This window comes from Gryllotalpicola kribbensis (genome assembly GCF_039538245.1).
Lineage (GTDB): Bacteria > Actinomycetota > Actinomycetes > Actinomycetales > Microbacteriaceae > Gryllotalpicola > Gryllotalpicola kribbensis.
In genome coordinates, this window is record NZ_BAABBX010000016.1 from 443,413 (window position 1) to 458,848 (window position 15,436).

The following is a 15,436-nucleotide window of genomic DNA, read 5'->3' on the forward strand; positions in this document are numbered from 1 at the left end:
CGTCGAAATCGTGCCGGCCAACAGCTACCGACTCCAGCTCTCCGCAGACTTCACCCTGTTCGACGCCGCCGCGCAGATCCCGTATCTGCGCCGCCTCGGCGTCGACTGGCTCTACCTCTCGCCCCTGCTCGAGGCGGCGAGCGGGTCGGCGCACGGCTACGACGTGGTCGATCACGGGCGCGTGGATGCCGCACGCGGCGGCGCCGAGGGCCTGGAGCGCCTCGCCGAGACCGCGCACGCGGCCGGCATGGGGGTGCTCGTCGACATCGTGCCGAACCACATGGGGGTCGGTGACCCCGCGGTGAATCCGTGGTGGCGCGACGTTCTCGAGCACGGGCACTCTTCCGAGTTCGCGGACTTCTTCGACATCGACTGGGACGCCGGCGACGGCCGGGTGAAGACCTGGCCGGACGAGGTGAACTACCGCCGCTTCTTCGCCATCAACGAGCTGGCGGCGCTGCGCGTCGAGGACCCGGGGGTGTTCGACGCCTCGCATCGCGAGATCGCGCGCTGGTTCGCGGAGGGGCTCGTCGACGGCGTCCGCGTCGATCACCCCGACGGCCTGCGCGACCCGGGCGCCTATCTCGAGCGGCTCAGCCGGGCGGTCGGCGGCGCCCCGATCTGGGTCGAGAAGATCCTCGAGGGCGACGAGCGGCTGCCGCCGACGTGGCCGGTCGAGGGGACGACCGGCTACGACGCTCTGGGGCTCGTCGACCGGGTCTTCATCGACCCGCGCGGCGAGGCCGAGCTGACCCGCGTCGCCGACGACGCGACCGGCGCACCGTTCGACTGGCCCGCGCTCGCCGCAGACCGGAAGCGCGAGGTGGCCCGGGGCGTGCTGCACCCCGACGTGGCGCGAATCGCGCGCGAGCTCGGTGCGGCCGTAGGCGGCGGCACGGAAGCGGCCCTGGTCGAAGAGGCCCTCGTCGAGCTGGCGGCGGCGCTGCCGGTGTACCGCACGTACCTGCCGTTCGGGCGCGAATACCTCGACGCGGCCGCGGCACGGGCATCCGCCGCCCGCCCCGGGCTCGCGGCGGCGATCGCGCGCACAGTGGCCGGCCTCACCGACCCCGGCAACCCGGGAGCCGCGCGCTTCCAGCAGACGAGCGGCATGATCATGGCGAAGGGCGTGGAGGACTCCGCCTTCTACCGCTACCCGCGGCTCACGAGCCTCAACGAGGTCGGCGGCGACCCGTCGTGGTTCGCGCTCGCCCCCGACGGGTTCCACGAGCGGCAGGCGGCGCGCGCCGCACAGCTGCCCGGCACGATGACCGCCCTCACGACCCACGACACCAAGCGCAGCGAGGACGCCCGCGCCCGCATCGCGGCCCTTTCCGAGGTGCCCGCCGAGTGGGCCGCCCTGTTCGCCGAACTGCGCGAGCTGACCGGCACCGGTCACGCGCCGATCGACGAGCTGGTCTGGCAGGCGATCATCGGCGCCTGGCCGGCGAGCGCCGAGCGGCTCGTCGACTACGCGCTGAAGGCCGCGCGAGAGGCGGGGGATGCCACGAGCTGGACGGCCCCCGACGAAGAGTTCGAGGCGCGCCTCGCCGCCCTCGCACGGTCGCCGTTCGAGAACGGCCGGGTGGGGCGCATCGTGGCCGACTTCGCAGCCCGCATCGCCCCGGCCGGGTGGAGCAACGGCCTCGGCATGAAGCTGCTGCAGCTGCTCTCGCCCGGCATGCCCGACGTCTATCAGGGCACCGAGCGGTGGGATCGCTCGCTCGTCGACCCCGACAACCGCCGCCCGGTCGACTACGCGGCGAGCTCCGAGCTGCTCGCGCGGCTCGACGACGGCTGGCTGCCGCCCGTCGACGACTCCGGCGCAGCCAAGCTGCTCGTCGTCTCACGCGCCCTGCGGCTGCGCCGCGACCGACCCGAGCTGCTGCAGGGCTATGCACCCGTCCGCGCCGACGGGCCCCGCGCCGATCACCTCATCGGCGTCGACCGCGGGGGAGCGGCGGCCCTCGCCACCCGGCTTCCCCTCGGCCTGCAGGCGGCCGGCGGCTGGGACGGCGACACGGTGGTCGAGCTGCACGGCCGCGACGAGCTGACGGGGCAGCGCTTCGACGGTCGCGTGCCTCTCGGCACGGTGTTCGCCCGCTACCCGGTCGCGCTGGTGGTGACGGCGTGAGCACCGACTTCCGCGTCTGGGCGCCCGATGCGGCATCCGTTCGGCTTCTGACTCAGCCCGACGACGTGACCCACGCGCTCACGCGCGGCGATGACGGGTGGTGGGCGCCGGATGCCCAGGCCGCAGCGCTGAGCGAGGTGCAGCGCTACGGCTTCCTCGTCGACGGCGACGGGCCGTTCCCCGACCCGCGCTCGCGCCGCCAGCCCGAGGGGGCGCACGGGCTCTCGGCGCCGTTCGACCCGGCATCCTTCACCTGGTCCGACGGCGACTGGCGCGGGCGCGAGGTGCTCGGCCACGTCATCTACGAGCTCCACCTCGGCACCTTCACGCCAGAGGGCACCCTCGACGCCGCCATCGGCCGCCTCGACCACCTCATGCGGCTCGGCGTCGCCGCCGTCGAGCTGCTGCCGGTGAACGCCTTCAACGGCGCGCACGGCTGGGGCTACGACGGGGTGCTGTGGTTCGCGGTGCACGAGCCCTACGGCGGCCCCGAGGCCTATCAGCGCTTCGTCGACGCCTGCCATGCCCGCGGCCTCGCCGTCATCCAGGACGTCGTCTACAACCACCTGGGGCCGAGCGGCAACCACCTGCCGAAGTTCGGCCCGTATCTCGGCACGGGCAGCAACACCTGGGGCGAGGCGGTCAACCTCGACGGCCCGAGCTCCGACGAAGTGCGTCGCTACATCATCGACAACGCACGCCACTGGCTCGTCGACCTGCACGTCGACGGGCTGCGGCTCGACGCGGTGCACGCCCTGCACGACAGCCGGGCTCTGCCGCTGCTCGAGGAGCTCGCCGCCGCGGCGGCCGGCTGGGAGGCCGAGGTCGGGCGCCCGCTCACCCTCATCGCCGAGAGCGACCTGAACGACCCCAGGCTGATCCGGGCGCGCGAGCGGCACGGCTACGGGCTCGACGCCCAGTGGGACGACGACGTGCACCACGCGATCCATGCCAATCTCACGGGGGAGTCGAGCGGCTACTACGGCGACTTCGCGGATCTCGGCGCGCTCGCCAAGGTCTTCCAGGACGGGTGGTTCCACGACGGCTCGTGGTCGAGCTTCCGGCAGCGGCACCACGGCCGCCCCCTCGACCCCGAGATCGCCTTCCGCCGGCTCGTGGCCTTCGCGCAGGACCACGACCAGATCGGGAACCGCGCGGCCGGCGACCGGCTCAGCGCGCAGGTGCCCGACGAGCTGATCGCCGCGGGCGCCGCCCTGGTGCTGCTCGGGCCGTTCACGCCGATGCTGTTCATGGGGGAGGAGTGGGGCGCGCGCACCCCGTGGCAGTTCTTCACCTCGCACCCCGAGCCCGAGCTCGGTGCGGCCGTGGCCCACGGCCGCACGCGCGAGTTCGCGCAGCACGGCTGGGACCCGGCCCTCGTGCCCGACCCGCAGGACCCGGCGACGTTCACGCGCTCGAAGCTCGACTGGAGCGAGCTCGAGCGCGAGCGGCATCGACGCCTGCTCGCGTTCTTCCGCAGGCTGATCGAGCTGCGCCGGGACATTCCTGTCGACGCGCGCGCGGTCGAGGTCGATGCGGATGCCTCGCGCGGCACCTTCTCGTTCGTTCGCGGCCACGTGCGGGTCTCGGCCCTGCTGCGAGGCGGCGCACTCGAGCTCGGAGGCGGCGTCGGTGTGCTGGCGTCCTTCGGCGCGGCGACGGGCCCGGCCGCCGGGTCGGGCACGTCCGAGTCCATCGTGCTCACCGGCCCGGGCGTCGTCGTGACGCGCGCTGCGTAAGGAGCGCAGGCGGCTACGCCGCGACGGGCGCGACGGGACGGTCCGGCTCGTCGAGCCGCCAGGCCGTCTCGGGCAGGGCCGCGACGAGCGTGACGCGCACCATGCCGTGGCGCACAGCGGGCGCCCTCTCGAAACCGAGCCGCGTGGCGTGGGGAAGCGTCACCAGACCGAAGCCGCGCGCATCGTCGATCGGCGCGAAGGGCAGCGGGCCGCTGACGGCGACGCGCAGACCACGGGTCGGGCGCCCGGCGAGGAGCGCGCCGTCGATCTCGTGTGCGAGCAGAGGCTCGGCGCCGAGCAGCCGCGCCGCGGGCAACACGAGCTCGTAGCGGATCGCACCGTCGACGACGCGGCGCACGCAGGCGAAGGCACTGCGCAGCTGCGCTTCGCGCCCGACGGTCGTCACGCGTTCACGGTAGGCGCACGGTGCAACAGCGCGGCACTCCCCAGTGCGGGTGGTCCGCCGCGGGCCGGCCCCACGCGCTCTGTAACCCGCAGGAAACCCGCGCAGACGTAGCGTGGAAGCGCTCGAGTTCAACAGGACAGCGAGGCCGTGCGGCCGGGAAAGCGGACACCTCCGAGCGTCATCGTCACGCCCTGCCGAAGGAGAACCATCATGAGCGAGTTCCACGTCCCCGTCGTCGACATCAGCCCCTACGTCGCAGGCGGCACTGCCGCCGAGAGGGCCACCGTCGCCGCGGCCGTCGATGCGGCGTGCCGCGAGGTCGGCTTCATCCAGATCACCGGCCACGGCATCGCCCCTGCGGCCGCCGCGGGCCTCGCCGGCGCGATCGACGACTTCTTCGCGCTGCCGCTCGAGACCAAGAAGCGCTGGCTGCGCCCCGCCGCAGAGAACCGCGGTTACACCGCCCCCAAGTCGGAGACGCTGGCGCTCAGCCTCGGCGTGCAGTCCGAGACGCGCATGAAGGACTTCTTCGAGGCCTTCAACGTCGGCTCTGCGGCGTCCGACTATCCCGAGGCGGCACTGCTGGCGGAGCACTACGCCGAGAACACGTGGCCAGAGGTCGACGGCTTCCGCGATCGCGTCGACGCCTGGCGCACCGAGGCCGGGCGCGTCGCCCGGACCATGGTCGGCATCTTCGAGGACGCGCTCGAGCTCGCCCCCGGCACGATCGCGGGTCTCGCCCGGCATCCCATCGAAGTGCTGCGCATGAACAACTACGCCCTGCCCGACGGCACGACGGTCGAGCTCGACGAGGACTTCATCGGAATGGGCGAGCACACCGACTACGGCATCGTGACGATTCTGTGGGCCGACCGCGCCAAGGGCCTGCAGGTGCTGCACGGGGGCGAGTGGCACGACGTCAGCCCGGCCGACGGCGCGCTGCTCATCAACCTCGGCGATCTCACCACTCGCCTCACGAACGAGCAGTGGCTCTCGACGCTGCACCGCGTGAAGCCGCCGATCCACGTGGTGGACGGCATCGGCACGATCCAGCGGCGCCGTTCCGCCGCCTATTTCTTCGACGGCGATGCCGAGGCGACGGTCGGCCCGCTGCCCGGATTCATCGACGAGCGGCACCCGCGGGTCTACCGCGACGTGACGGTCGACGAGCACATCCACGCCAAGCTGCGCGGGTCGCGCGCGGGCGTGGTGAACACGGATGCCGCCCGCGAAGCGGACCGCGTGCTGAACGCCGCTCGCTGACCGGTTAACGAGAAGAACCCCTGGTCACCCAGGGGTTCTTGTCGTTGTGCGCGAGGGGGGACTTGAACCCCCACGCCCTATACGGGCACTAGCACCTCAAGCTAGCGCGTCTGCCTATTCCGCCACCCGCGCGCACTTCCGGCGGTCAGAATCGCTTCTTCCGCCGAAGAAAAACCTTAGCACGGATTCGGGGCCGCCCTGTTCACGCGGCGCCTTCTGCGCCGGGCCGCGAGGGCGCCCGCTAGCGTAGTCGCATGACCGACCTCGCCCGCCCCGAGCTCGACGAAACCGCGAACATCGCGCGCGAGCTGATCCGTTTCGACACGACGAATTACGGGGAGGGGCGGTCGAAGGGCGAGACCGAAGCGGCCGAGTACGTCGCCGCGAAGCTCGAGGCGCTCGGGCTCGCTGCGCAGCTGTTCGACTCGGCCGAGCGACGCACGAGCGTCGTCGCCCGCGTGCCCGGCCGCAACGGCGACAAGCCCGCGCTCGTGGTGCACGGCCACCTCGACGTCGTGCCGGCCGACCCGTCGCAGTGGAGCGTCGACCCGTTCGCGGGCGAGATCAAGGACGGCATGCTGTGGGGCCGCGGCGCGGTCGACATGAAGAACGTGGATGCCATGATCCTCACCGCCCTCGGCGACGTGCTCGCCGGCGGCGGCCAGCCCGAGCGCGACCTCGTCATCGCCTTCTTCGCCGATGAAGAGAACGGCGGCGAGTTCGGCTCGCACTTCATGGTGCGCGAGCACCCCGAGGTGTTCGCGGGCGCGAGCGAGGCGATCAGCGAGGTGGGCGGCTACTCGATCGACATCGAGGGCAAGCCCGCCTACCTGCTGCAGACCGGCGAGAAGGCGATGATCTGGGCGAAGCTCGTCGCCGAGGCGCCCGCCGGGCACGGCTCGCGTCTCGTGCACCGCAATGCGGTCACCGAGCTCGCCGAGGCCGTCGCGAAGATCGGCCGGCTCGAGTTCCCGGTTCAGCTGACCGAGACGACGCGTGAGCTCGTCGCCGAGCTCGCGCGCATCCTCGACGCCGACCCGCAGCAGGTGGGCCCCGACGAGCTCGTGCTGCGCACGGGCTCGGCGGCCGGCTTCATCACCGCGACCCTGCGCAACACCGCGAACCCGACCATGCTCACGGCGGGCTACAAGTCGAACGTCATCCCCGAGCGGGCGGAGGCGCGCATCGACATCCGCCCGCTTCCCGGGCAGGAGGACGCACTGCTCGCGCAACTCGACGAGCTCGTCGGCGAGAACGTCCGGATCGAGCTCGTCGTGAAGGACACGGGGCTCGAGAACCCGACGCGCGGCGAGCTCGTCTCGGCGATCGGCGCGACGATCGAGCGCCACGACCCCGGCGTTCCCGTGCTGCCGTATCTGATGCCGGCGGGCACCGACAACAAGGCGCTGTCGCTGCTCGGCATCCGCGGCTACGGATTCGCCCCGCTCAGGCTGCCCGCCGAGCTCGACTTCCCTGCGCTGTTCCATGGCATCGACGAGCGCGTGCCGCTCGAGGCGCTCACCTTCGGGCGCGCGGTGCTCGCCGACCTTCTGGCGAGCTACTGATGGATGCCTGGCCGAGCCCGGCTCTGCCGGCCGTTCCCGGCCACGGCGTCGCACCGCTCGTCTACGACAGCGCGAGCGACGCGCTCGTGGCGGCGGAACCGGCGGGCGAGACCGCGACCCTCTACGTCTGCGGCATCACGCCGTACGACGCGACCCACCTCGGCCACGCCGCCACCTATCTCGCGTTCGACACACTGCAGCGCGTCTGGCGCGATGCGGGCTACGCGGTGCGGTACGCGCAGAACATCACCGACGTCGACGACCCGCTGCTCGAGCGCGCGGCGCGCGACGGGGTCGACTGGCAGGCGCTCGCCGCGGCCGAGATCGACGGCTTCCGCAGCGACATGGCCGCGCTCGGAATCATTCCGCCCGACGCATACGTCGCCGTCACGGAGCGCATCGAGCCGACGGCGGTCGCCGTCGCCGAGCTGCTCGCGAACGGGCTCGCCTATCGGGCCACGGCCGACGACGCATCCGATGACAGCGACGGCTTCGACGTTTACTTCGACACGACGGCCGCCGCGGATGTCTCGCCGTGGCGCCTCGGTCAGGAGAGCCGGCTCACGCCCGACGAGATGCTGCCGATCTTCGCCGAGCGCGGGGGAGACCCGACCCGGGTCGGCAAGCGGAACGAGCTCGATCCCCTGCTGTGGCGCGCGGCGCGCCCCGGCGAGCCGTCGTGGGATTCCCCCGTGGGGCGCGGTCGCCCCGGGTGGCACATCGAATGCGCCGTCATCGCGCTCAACGAGCTCGGCGAGACCGTCACGGTGCTCGGCGGCGGGTCCGACCTGCTGTTCCCGCATCACGAGTTCAGCGCGGCGAACGCATCGGCGCTCACGGGCGAGCCCGCCGCGCGCGTGTATGCCCACTCCGGCATGGTCGCCTACCGGGGCGAGAAGATGTCGAAGTCGCTCGGCAACCTCGTGAAGGTGAGCGAGCTACGCGCCGCCGGGGTCGACCCGCGGGCCCTTCGACTCGCGCTGCTCGCACACCACTACCGCGACGATTGGGAGTGGACGGATGCCTCGCTTCCGACCGCCCTCGAGCGGCTGCGGCGGTGGCGGGCCGCACCGAGCGCGCCCGGCGAGTACGCTGCGCTGGCCGAGCTGCGCGAGGCGCTGCACCACGATCTCGACACACCGGCGGCGCTCGCGGTGGTCGATGCCGCGGTCGAGGCAGGCGGTCTCTCGCCCGAGCTGCGGTCAGGAATCCACCTGCTCCTCGGCATCGAGCTCTAGCCCCAGCCCAGGGCGTCCCTCTCCCCGCACTTGAACGACAGAACCATTTCTACGTCTGAGAGAACCAATGTCTCTCGGCGGGAGACATTGGTTCTCTCGTTGCAAGAAATGGTTCGCTCGTTCAAGTGAAACGAAAGGGGCCGACCCCCGGCGAGTCAGCCGCGCGGCGGCTCAGCTGTTGGGGCGCCAGGGCTCCGATGGCCCGCCGCCGCCCGCCGTGCCGCCGTCACGGCCATCGCGGCCGTCGGGGTGCCTGCGCAGGTAGCGCTCGAACTCCTGAGCGATCGCCTCGCCGCTCGCCTCCGGCGAATCGACCGTGTCGCGCGCCTGCTCGAGCTGCTCGATGTAGGCCGCCATGTCCTCGTCCTCGCCGGCGAGCGCATCGATGCCGCGCTCCCACTCGGCGGACTCCTCGACGAGCTCGCCGCGCGGGATCGTCACGTCGACGAGCTCCTCGAGCTTGTCGATGATCGCGAGCGTCGCCTTGGGGCTCGGCGCATTGTGCACGTAGTGGGGCACGGACGCCCAGATGGAGATCGTCGGGATGCCGACCGCCTCGGCCGCATGGCCCAGGACGCCCAGAATGCCGGTCGGCCCCTCGTAGCTCGACCGCTCCAAGCCCAGCTCGCGACGCACCGACGCGTTGTCGCTCGTGGCGCCGACCGAGATCGGGCGCGTGTGGGGCACGTCGGCGAGCAGCGCTCCGAGGAAGACGATTGCGTCGATGTCCGCGGCGAGCGCGGCGTCGATGAGCTCCCCGGCGAAGGCCTTCCACGCCCGCGACGGCTCGGTGCCGAGCAGCAGGTAGATGTTGCCGGCGTTGTCGCCCGTGACCGCGAGCTCGGCGTCTTCGGCGAGCTCGCGCGGCATGCGCCCGGGCTCGGACGGGCCATAGAGCACCGCGCCCGGCCATTGCAGGATGCGCTTGCCGTCGTCGTCGAATTTCGAGATGGGCCGGGTGAACTGGAAGTCGTAGAACACCTCGGGGTCGATCTCGTGCAGCGGCACGACGTCGAGCACGTCCTTGAGGGCTCTGACCGCGCCGGTCGCCGCCTCGCCCGCGTCGTTCCAGCCTTCGAAGGCCACGACCAGGATGCGGCCGCTCAGGACGCCCTTGCCACCAGTGCCGTCAGTGCCGTCAGTCAAACGCCACCTCGCCTTTCCTAGCTTGCGGTCAGCGTCACACCAGGATAGGCCCGGGGGCGCAACAGGCCCCCGATAGACTCGAGACCCGTGACCCAGCTCCCAGCGGCCGTCCTCTTCGATATGGACGGCACCATCGTCGACACCGAGCCGTACTGGATGACGGCCGAGACGGAACTGGTGCACAGCTGGGGCGGCACCTGGACGCACGACGACGGCCTCGCGCTCGTCGGCAACGGCCTCGAGGTCTCGGCCGCGGTGCTGCAGTCCCGCGGTGTCGATCTCGACATCGCGACGATCATCGACCGGCTGACCGACCGGGTCACCGCCCAGCTGGCCGAGAACGGAGTGCCGTGGCGCCCCGGCGCGCAGGAGCTGCTGCGCGGCATCCGCGAAGCCGGTGTCACGACCGCGCTCGTCACGATGTCGTTCCGCCGCATGGCCGAGCAGATCGCGAGCTACATTCCGTTCGACCCGTTCGACATCATCGTCGCCGGCGACGAGGTCGAGCACCCGAAGCCGCACCCCGAGGCGTACCTCACCGCGGCGAAGCGCCTCGGCGTCGAGGCATCCGCCTCGGTCGCCATCGAGGACTCGCTGGGCGGCCTCGCCGCCGCGGTCGCGGCCGGCACGATCGCGATCGGCGTGCCGCACCTCGTGCCTCTCCCGGAAACCGGCGACCACACCATCTGGCCGACGCTCGAGGGGCGCACCCTCGCCGACCTTCGCGCGCTGGCCGCGCAGAAAGCACCGCAGGCACCACAGGCATGAGCGACCAGAGCGAACAGACGCAGCCCCAGACCCAGGTCCCCACGAGCACACTCGCCTTCAGCGGCCCGTTCCGCGCCGGCGACCGCGTGCAGCTCACGGGCCCCAAGGGCCGCATGAACACGATCACGCTGAAGCCGGGCGAGAAGTTCCACACCGAGCGGGGCTTCATCGCGCACGACGACATCATCGGCCAGCCCGACGGCACGGTCGTCGCGAACTCGACCGGCGCCCTGCACCTCGCGCTGCGCCCGCTGCTGAAGGACTTCGTGATGTCGATGCCGCGCGGCGCCGCCATCGTCTACCCGAAGGACGCCGCGGCGATCCTCGCGAGGGCCGACATCTTCCCCGGCGCGACCGTCGTCGAGGCGGGCGTCGGCTCCGGGGCGCTCTCGCTGTGGCTGCTGCGCTCCATCGGCGCCGAGGGGCGCCTCGCGAGCTTCGAGCGCCGCCAGGAGTTCGCCGACATCGCGATGGGCAACGTGGCGGGGTTCCTGGGGTACCGTCCCGCGAACTTCGACATCACGGTGGGCGACCTGGCGGATGCCCTTCCCGAGGTCTTCGCGGAAGGGACCGTGGACCGCGTCGTGCTCGACATGCTCGCCCCCTGGGAGCCGCTCGAGGCGGTCGCACGGGCCCTCAAGCCCGGGGGAGTGCTGCTCTGCTACGTCGCGACCGTCACGCAGCTCAGCCGCGTCGCCGAGGCGATCCGCGACACAGGTCACTTCACGCACCCCGACGCCGACGAGACGATCGTGCGCGGCTGGCACGTCGAGGGCCTCGCGGTGCGCCCCGACCACCGCATGGTCGGCCACACGGGCTTCCTGATCACGGCGCGCCGGCTCTCACCGGGGGCGGAACTGCCCGAGCTCAAGCGCCGCGCGAGCAAGAAGAGCTACTCCGACGAGGACGTCGAGCTGTGGACCCCCGGCGCTCTCGGCGAGCGCGGCAAGAGCGCCAAGATCCTGCGCAAGAAGGCCAGAGAGGCTCAGCGCATCGCGGAAGCGCGCGCCGGCGACGGCGCAGCAGAGGCGGGCGCGGATGCCTCGCCGGAGCCGCCTTCCGAAGAGACGCCATAACTTGCTCCACTAGAGTGTCGTCCGCCCCGCCGCCCACCGTCGAAAGAGCACCCGTGCGCCGTACGCTCCCCGCCCTGATCGCCCTCGCCGTCATCGCCGGCGCAGCCCTCACCGGCTGCAGCAGCAGCACCGTCGGCGCGTCCTCCGACTGCACTGTGAAGAGCGGCGGCGGCTCCGAGTCCATCCGTGCCACCGGCGCCTTCGGCAAGGACCCAGAGGCCAAGGTGCCGTCGCCGCTGAACGTGAAGAAGGCGCAGTCGACCACGCTCATCACGGGCGACGGGAAGAAGGTCGGCACCGGCGGCGTCGCCGAGGTCTATCTCACGCTGTTCGACGGTGCGACGGGTCAGCTCGGCGCCCAGACCTCCGCCAACCTCGTGCCGGTGACGTCGAAGTCGCTGGGCGCCGGCCTCGCCGACGCGATCAGCTGCGCCACGGTCGGATCGCGTCTCGCGGTGGTGCTCCCGCCGAAGGAGGCCGCGCTGTTCAACGCGCCCTCCGGCGACTCGCTGGCCGCGATCGTCGACATCTCGAGCGCCTACCCCGACCGGGCGACGGGCAGCAGGCGCGCCGCCACCCCCGGCTTCCCGACCGTGGTGCTCGCCCCGAACGGTCAGCCCGGCATCGTGCTCGGCTCGCACGACGAGCCGACCAAGGTCAAGACCGCCGTCCTCAAGCAGGGCGACGGCGCGGTCGCGAAGAAGTCCGACTCGCTGATCGTGCAGACGCAGACGGTGAACTGGTCCGACCCGCAGACCGCGTCCGGCACGTGGGAGAACGGGTCGGCGACGGCGCAGACACTCAGCGACGGCAGCGCCCTGTCGCAGGCGCTCATCGGCAAGAAGGTCGGCTCGCAGATCATCGTGCTGCTTCCCGCGAGCAAGAGCGACTCGGGGCAGGCATCCGCCACCGTCGTCGACATCCTCGGGCGCCTGCCCGGCACCGCCCAGCAGTAGGCGACGGGAAATGCGCGGGAAGGTGCGCGGGGCTTCCTAGACTGGCTCAGTGCCCCGTATCGTCCCGCCCGAAGAGCGGCAGTTCGCGCTTGTGCTCGCCCTGCTCGCGACCGAGCAGGGGCTGACCAAAGAGCAGATCCTGTCGACGGTCGACGGGTACCACCAGAAGTACGTGCCGAACGGCGACAACGCGAACCTCGAGCGCCAGTTCGAGCGCGACAAGGACACCCTGCGCGAGCTCGGCGTGCCGCTCGAGACGGTCGACGCCCCGGGGCAGCCGGGCAACAACCAGTTGCAGAGCTACCGCGTCTCGAAGGGCGACTACGAGCTGCCGGGCGACATCGCGTTCACCCCGACCGAGCTGTCGCTGCTGCAGCTCGCGGGCACGGTGTGGCGTGAGGGGTCCCTGTCGGGCGACATGCGCCGGGCGATGATCAAGCTGCGCGCCGCGGGCGTCGAGCCCGACGGGCCGATGCTCGGCTACGCCCCGCGGCTCAAGCAGCTCGAGCCCGCGTTCGGCCCGCTCACGCAGGCGATCGAGCGGCGTGAGGCCGTGTCCTTCCCGTATCTGCGCCCCGGCCGCACGGTCGCCCGCACGCATACCATCAAGCCGCTCGCCCTGTTCCAGTTCCGGGGCCGGTGGCTGTTCATGGGGCTCGACTACGCGGACCACAAGCTGACCTTCCTGCTCTCGCGCATCGTGGGCGAGGTGACCTTCACCCGCGAGCGCTTCGAGCCGCCGCCCGGAGACCACAGCGCCGAGGCGCTGCGCGAGCTCGAGCACCTCTGGCAGCGCAACACGGCGACGGTGGCCGTCGAGCCGGGCAGCGACGCCGCGATCCGCCTGGCGCGCCGCTACGGCGGAACGGCCGACGGACGGCTCCTCGTGGTGCACTACAGCGATCTGTCGCTGCTGGCCGACGAGCTCGCCGGCTACGGCCCCGAGGTGACGGTTCTCGAGCCCGACCACCTCAAGCAGGCCGTGGTCTCGCGCCTCGAGGCGACCGAGTGGGCGCACCGCGACGCCGATGCCGCGGCGGGCGGTGCCGCATGAGCCCCCGCCCTGCCTTCGCGTCCGACCGGCTCGCGTTCCTGCTCTCGGTCGTGCCCTACCTGATCGACCACCCGGGCGTCCCCGTCGCCGAGGCCGCCGAGCACTTCGGTCTGACGCCGGCCGAGATGCAGGCCCAGGTCGAGCGCATCACCGGCATGGGCGTTCCCGGCGCCACGAAGACCTACGGCCCCGAGGACCTGTTCGACATCGACTGGGACGCGCTCGACGACGAGGGCCGCATCTACATCACGAACCGCGTGGTCATCGACGACGCCCCGCGGTTCTCGGCCCGCGAGGCCGCGGCCCTCATCGCCGGGCTGCAGTACCTGCAGGCGATCCCCGGAACGGCCGACACCGAGGCGCTCGCGGGGCTGATCGCGAAGCTCTCGCGCGGCGCGTCCGCCACGCCGCCCGCCGTCGCGATCGACCGCGGGGTGGCGGACGACGCGCTCGAGGTCGTCCGCGGTGCGCTGGCCGCCGGCGTCCGCGTCGAATTCGACTACCTCAGCGCGCGCGGCGCGCGCGAGCGCCGCCCCGTCGATCCGCTGCGCCTCGAGAGCCGCGACGACGTCTGGTATCTGCGCGGCTGGTGCCACCTGCGCCAGGATCTGCGCAATTTCCGCGTCGACCGCATGGAGAACCTGACGGCGACGGATGCCCCCGCCGAGCACACGCCGGACGAGATCGCCCTCTCCGAGACCCTGTTCGACCCGAGCGCCGACGACCTCGTGGTCGAGGTGCGGCTCGCGACGAGCGCGATCCCCGGCTTTGCCGAGTATCTCTCAGACGATTCGAAGCTCGTGCCCGACGGTGACGGCTTCGTGCGCACGAGCATCCGGGTGGCTCATTTCCACAGCCTGAAACGGCTGGTCGCCGCCATGGCGGGGCTGCTCACCGTGGTCGCGCCGCCCGAGGCGCGTCGAGCCGTCGCCGACTGGGCGTCCGCAGGTGTCGAACGTTATCGAAACGCTCGCGCAGAAGATGGTTAGACTGCACGGGATGCCCGCACCAGGCATCCTCACAATCCCGCTAAACAAGGAACAACAATGGGCTTTCTCCGCGACCTAGGCGGATGGCATCTGCTGATCATCCTGGTGATCATCGTGCTGCTGTTCGGAGCAACGAGGCTCCCTGCCGTCTCCAAGAGCATCGGCCAGTCCGTCCGCATCTTCCGCCGCGAGGTGAAGACGATGAAGGACGAGCCGAGCGCCGAGGACGAGGCTGCCGCCGAGCGCAAGACCACTTCCAGCACCGCCGCTGACGACAAGAAGTAGTCCGTGAGCGCCACCGCCGCAAAGGCCGGGCGCGCCGCCAAGGACCCCGATGGCCGGATGTCGCTCGGCCAGCACCTCATCGAGCTGCGCAACCGCGCGATGATCGCCGCCATCGGAGTGATCGTGGCGGCGATCATCGGCTGGTTCCTCGAGCCCTTCGTCTGGAGCGCCCTGACCGCCGTCATCGATGACATCGCGAAGCATCAGAACGCCCACATCAACTTCCCGACCCTCACGGCCGCGTTCGACCTGAGGATGCAGCTGACGCTGTACATCGGAATCGTCATCTCGTCACCGCTGTGGCTGTACGAGATCTTCGCCTTCCTCACGCCGGGCCTCACTGGCAAAGAGAAGCGCTACATCTTCGGCTTCTTCTTCTCGGCCGTTCCGCTCTTCCTCGGCGGCTGCGTCTTCGGCTGGTACGTGACGCCCCACATCGTGACGCTCTTCGCGAGCTTCGCCCCGTCCGACAACCTGACGATCCTGAACGCGAGCGACTACTTCACCTTCGTGCTGAAGCTGGTGCTCGCAGTGGGCGTCGCGTTCGTGACGCCGGTGTTCATCGTGCTGCTCAACATGATCGGCGTGATGTCCGCCGCCGCGATCCTCAAGGCGTGGCGCTGGGCGATCCTCGGCTCGATCGTGTTCGCGGCGCTGGCGACGCCGTCGACCGATGTCGTCTCGATGATGATCCTCGCGGTGCCGCTCATCGTGCTGTACTTCGCGGCCGCAGGATTCGCCTGGTTGCACGATCGCCGCAAGAGCCGCGCGGCCGAGCAGCTCGACGCCGAGCTCGCCTGAGCCGTTCGCGGGTCGA

General features: G+C 71.4%; 14 protein-coding genes and 1 tRNA gene. 12 read left to right on the plus strand and 3 right to left on the minus strand.

Annotated elements, in window-relative coordinates; all coding sequences use genetic code 11:
• Window positions 1-10 precede the first annotated feature (10 nt).
• Window positions 11-2,134, plus strand: coding sequence for a malto-oligosyltrehalose synthase (treY, locus tag ABD716_RS14395; protein WP_344778039.1), 2,124 nt, complete (start codon window positions 11-13; stop codon window positions 2,132-2,134).
• Window positions 2,131-3,873 carry a malto-oligosyltrehalose trehalohydrolase gene (gene treZ, locus ABD716_RS14400; protein WP_344778041.1) on the plus strand — a complete coding sequence of 581 codons (1,743 nt, stop codon included), beginning with the start codon at window positions 2,131-2,133 and terminating at the stop codon, window positions 3,871-3,873. The genes treY and treZ overlap by 4 nt, the downstream gene beginning before the upstream one ends.
• A gap of 13 nt (window positions 3,874-3,886) precedes the next feature.
• Here treZ and ABD716_RS14405 read toward each other — a convergent pair whose 3' ends face one another.
• A complete protein-coding gene (locus ABD716_RS14405) occupies window positions 3,887-4,279 on the minus strand; it encodes a hypothetical protein (RefSeq protein WP_344778043.1) in 393 nt (130 codons plus the stop codon).
• A 210-nt stretch (window positions 4,280-4,489) separates the two neighbouring features.
• Here ABD716_RS14405 and ABD716_RS14410 point away from each other — a divergent pair, with 210 nt between their 5' ends.
• Window positions 4,490-5,542: an isopenicillin N synthase family dioxygenase gene (locus ABD716_RS14410; protein ID WP_344778045.1), complete on the plus strand. Its 1,053-nt coding sequence runs from the start codon at window positions 4,490-4,492 to the stop codon at window positions 5,540-5,542.
• Between the two features lie 47 nt (window positions 5,543-5,589).
• Here ABD716_RS14410 and ABD716_RS14415 read toward each other — a convergent pair.
• Window positions 5,590-5,674, minus strand: a tRNA-Leu gene (locus ABD716_RS14415).
• A gap of 122 nt (window positions 5,675-5,796) precedes the next feature.
• Here ABD716_RS14415 and ABD716_RS14420 point away from each other — a divergent pair.
• Entirely contained in the window at window positions 5,797-7,107 is a 1,311-nt protein-coding gene (locus ABD716_RS14420) for a M20/M25/M40 family metallo-hydrolase (protein WP_344778047.1), read from the plus strand.
• Window positions 7,107-8,345 (plus strand): cysteine--1-D-myo-inosityl 2-amino-2-deoxy-alpha-D-glucopyranoside ligase, encoded by a 1,239-nt coding sequence (gene mshC, locus ABD716_RS14425; RefSeq protein ID WP_344778049.1) that lies wholly within the window; start codon window positions 7,107-7,109, stop codon window positions 8,343-8,345. Before ABD716_RS14420 ends, mshC begins: the two co-directional genes overlap by 1 nt.
• A gap of 171 nt (window positions 8,346-8,516) precedes the next feature.
• Here the strand turns inward: mshC and ABD716_RS14430 are convergent, their stop codons facing one another.
• Window positions 8,517-9,491, minus strand: coding sequence for a PAC2 family protein (locus tag ABD716_RS14430; RefSeq protein WP_344778051.1), 975 nt, complete (start codon window positions 9,489-9,491; stop codon window positions 8,517-8,519).
• A gap of 87 nt (window positions 9,492-9,578) precedes the next feature.
• Between ABD716_RS14430 and ABD716_RS14435 the strand changes: the two genes are divergently transcribed.
• The 7 genes from ABD716_RS14435 to tatC are packed head-to-tail and all read left to right on the plus strand — an operon-like array spanning window position 9,579 to window position 15,420.
• Window positions 9,579-10,259, plus strand: a complete 681-nt coding sequence (locus ABD716_RS14435; protein WP_344778053.1) for an HAD family hydrolase — start codon at window positions 9,579-9,581, stop codon at window positions 10,257-10,259.
• Window positions 10,256-11,335, plus strand: coding sequence for a tRNA (adenine-N1)-methyltransferase (locus ABD716_RS14440; protein ID WP_344778055.1), 1,080 nt, complete (start codon window positions 10,256-10,258; stop codon window positions 11,333-11,335). Before ABD716_RS14435 ends, ABD716_RS14440 begins: the two co-directional genes overlap by 4 nt.
• Window positions 11,336-11,388: 53 nt before the next feature.
• Window positions 11,389-12,291 carry a GreA/GreB family elongation factor gene (locus tag ABD716_RS14445; RefSeq protein ID WP_344778057.1) on the plus strand — a complete coding sequence of 301 codons (903 nt, stop codon included), beginning with the start codon at window positions 11,389-11,391 and terminating at the stop codon, window positions 12,289-12,291.
• Between the two features lie 49 nt (window positions 12,292-12,340).
• On the plus strand, window positions 12,341-13,345 hold the full coding sequence (locus ABD716_RS14450; protein WP_344778059.1) for a helix-turn-helix transcriptional regulator: 1,005 nt from the start codon (window positions 12,341-12,343) through the stop codon (window positions 13,343-13,345).
• Complete coding sequence (locus ABD716_RS14455; RefSeq protein WP_344778061.1) at window positions 13,342-14,334, plus strand: helix-turn-helix transcriptional regulator; 993 nt, start codon at window positions 13,342-13,344, stop codon at window positions 14,332-14,334. Before ABD716_RS14450 ends, ABD716_RS14455 begins: the two co-directional genes overlap by 4 nt.
• A 57-nt stretch (window positions 14,335-14,391) precedes the next feature.
• Window positions 14,392-14,619, plus strand: coding sequence for a twin-arginine translocase TatA/TatE family subunit (gene tatA, locus ABD716_RS14460; RefSeq protein ID WP_344778063.1), 228 nt, complete (start codon window positions 14,392-14,394; stop codon window positions 14,617-14,619).
• A gap of 3 nt (window positions 14,620-14,622) precedes the next feature.
• Window positions 14,623-15,420: a twin-arginine translocase subunit TatC gene (gene tatC / locus ABD716_RS14465; protein WP_344778065.1), complete on the plus strand. Its 798-nt coding sequence runs from the start codon at window positions 14,623-14,625 to the stop codon at window positions 15,418-15,420.
• The last annotated feature ends 16 nt before the right edge of the window (window positions 15,421-15,436 follow it).

Bases quoted from the DNA above. Each gene is read 5' to 3' on its own strand.
- ABD716_RS14410 (WP_344778045.1), top strand. From the start codon at position 4,490: ATGAGCGAGTTCCACGTCCCCGTCGTCGACATCAGCCCCTACGTCGCA.
- ABD716_RS14420 (WP_344778047.1), top strand. From the start codon at position 5,797: ATGACCGACCTCGCCCGCCCCGAGCTCGACGAAACCGCGAACATCGCG.
- mshC (WP_344778049.1), top strand. From the start codon at position 7,107: ATGGATGCCTGGCCGAGCCCGGCTCTGCCGGCCGTTCCCGGCCACGGC.
- ABD716_RS14440 (WP_344778055.1), top strand. From the start codon at position 10,256: ATGAGCGACCAGAGCGAACAGACGCAGCCCCAGACCCAGGTCCCCACG.
- ABD716_RS14455 (WP_344778061.1), top strand. From the start codon at position 13,342: ATGAGCCCCCGCCCTGCCTTCGCGTCCGACCGGCTCGCGTTCCTGCTC.
- tatA (WP_344778063.1), top strand. From the start codon at position 14,392: ATGGGCTTTCTCCGCGACCTAGGCGGATGGCATCTGCTGATCATCCTG.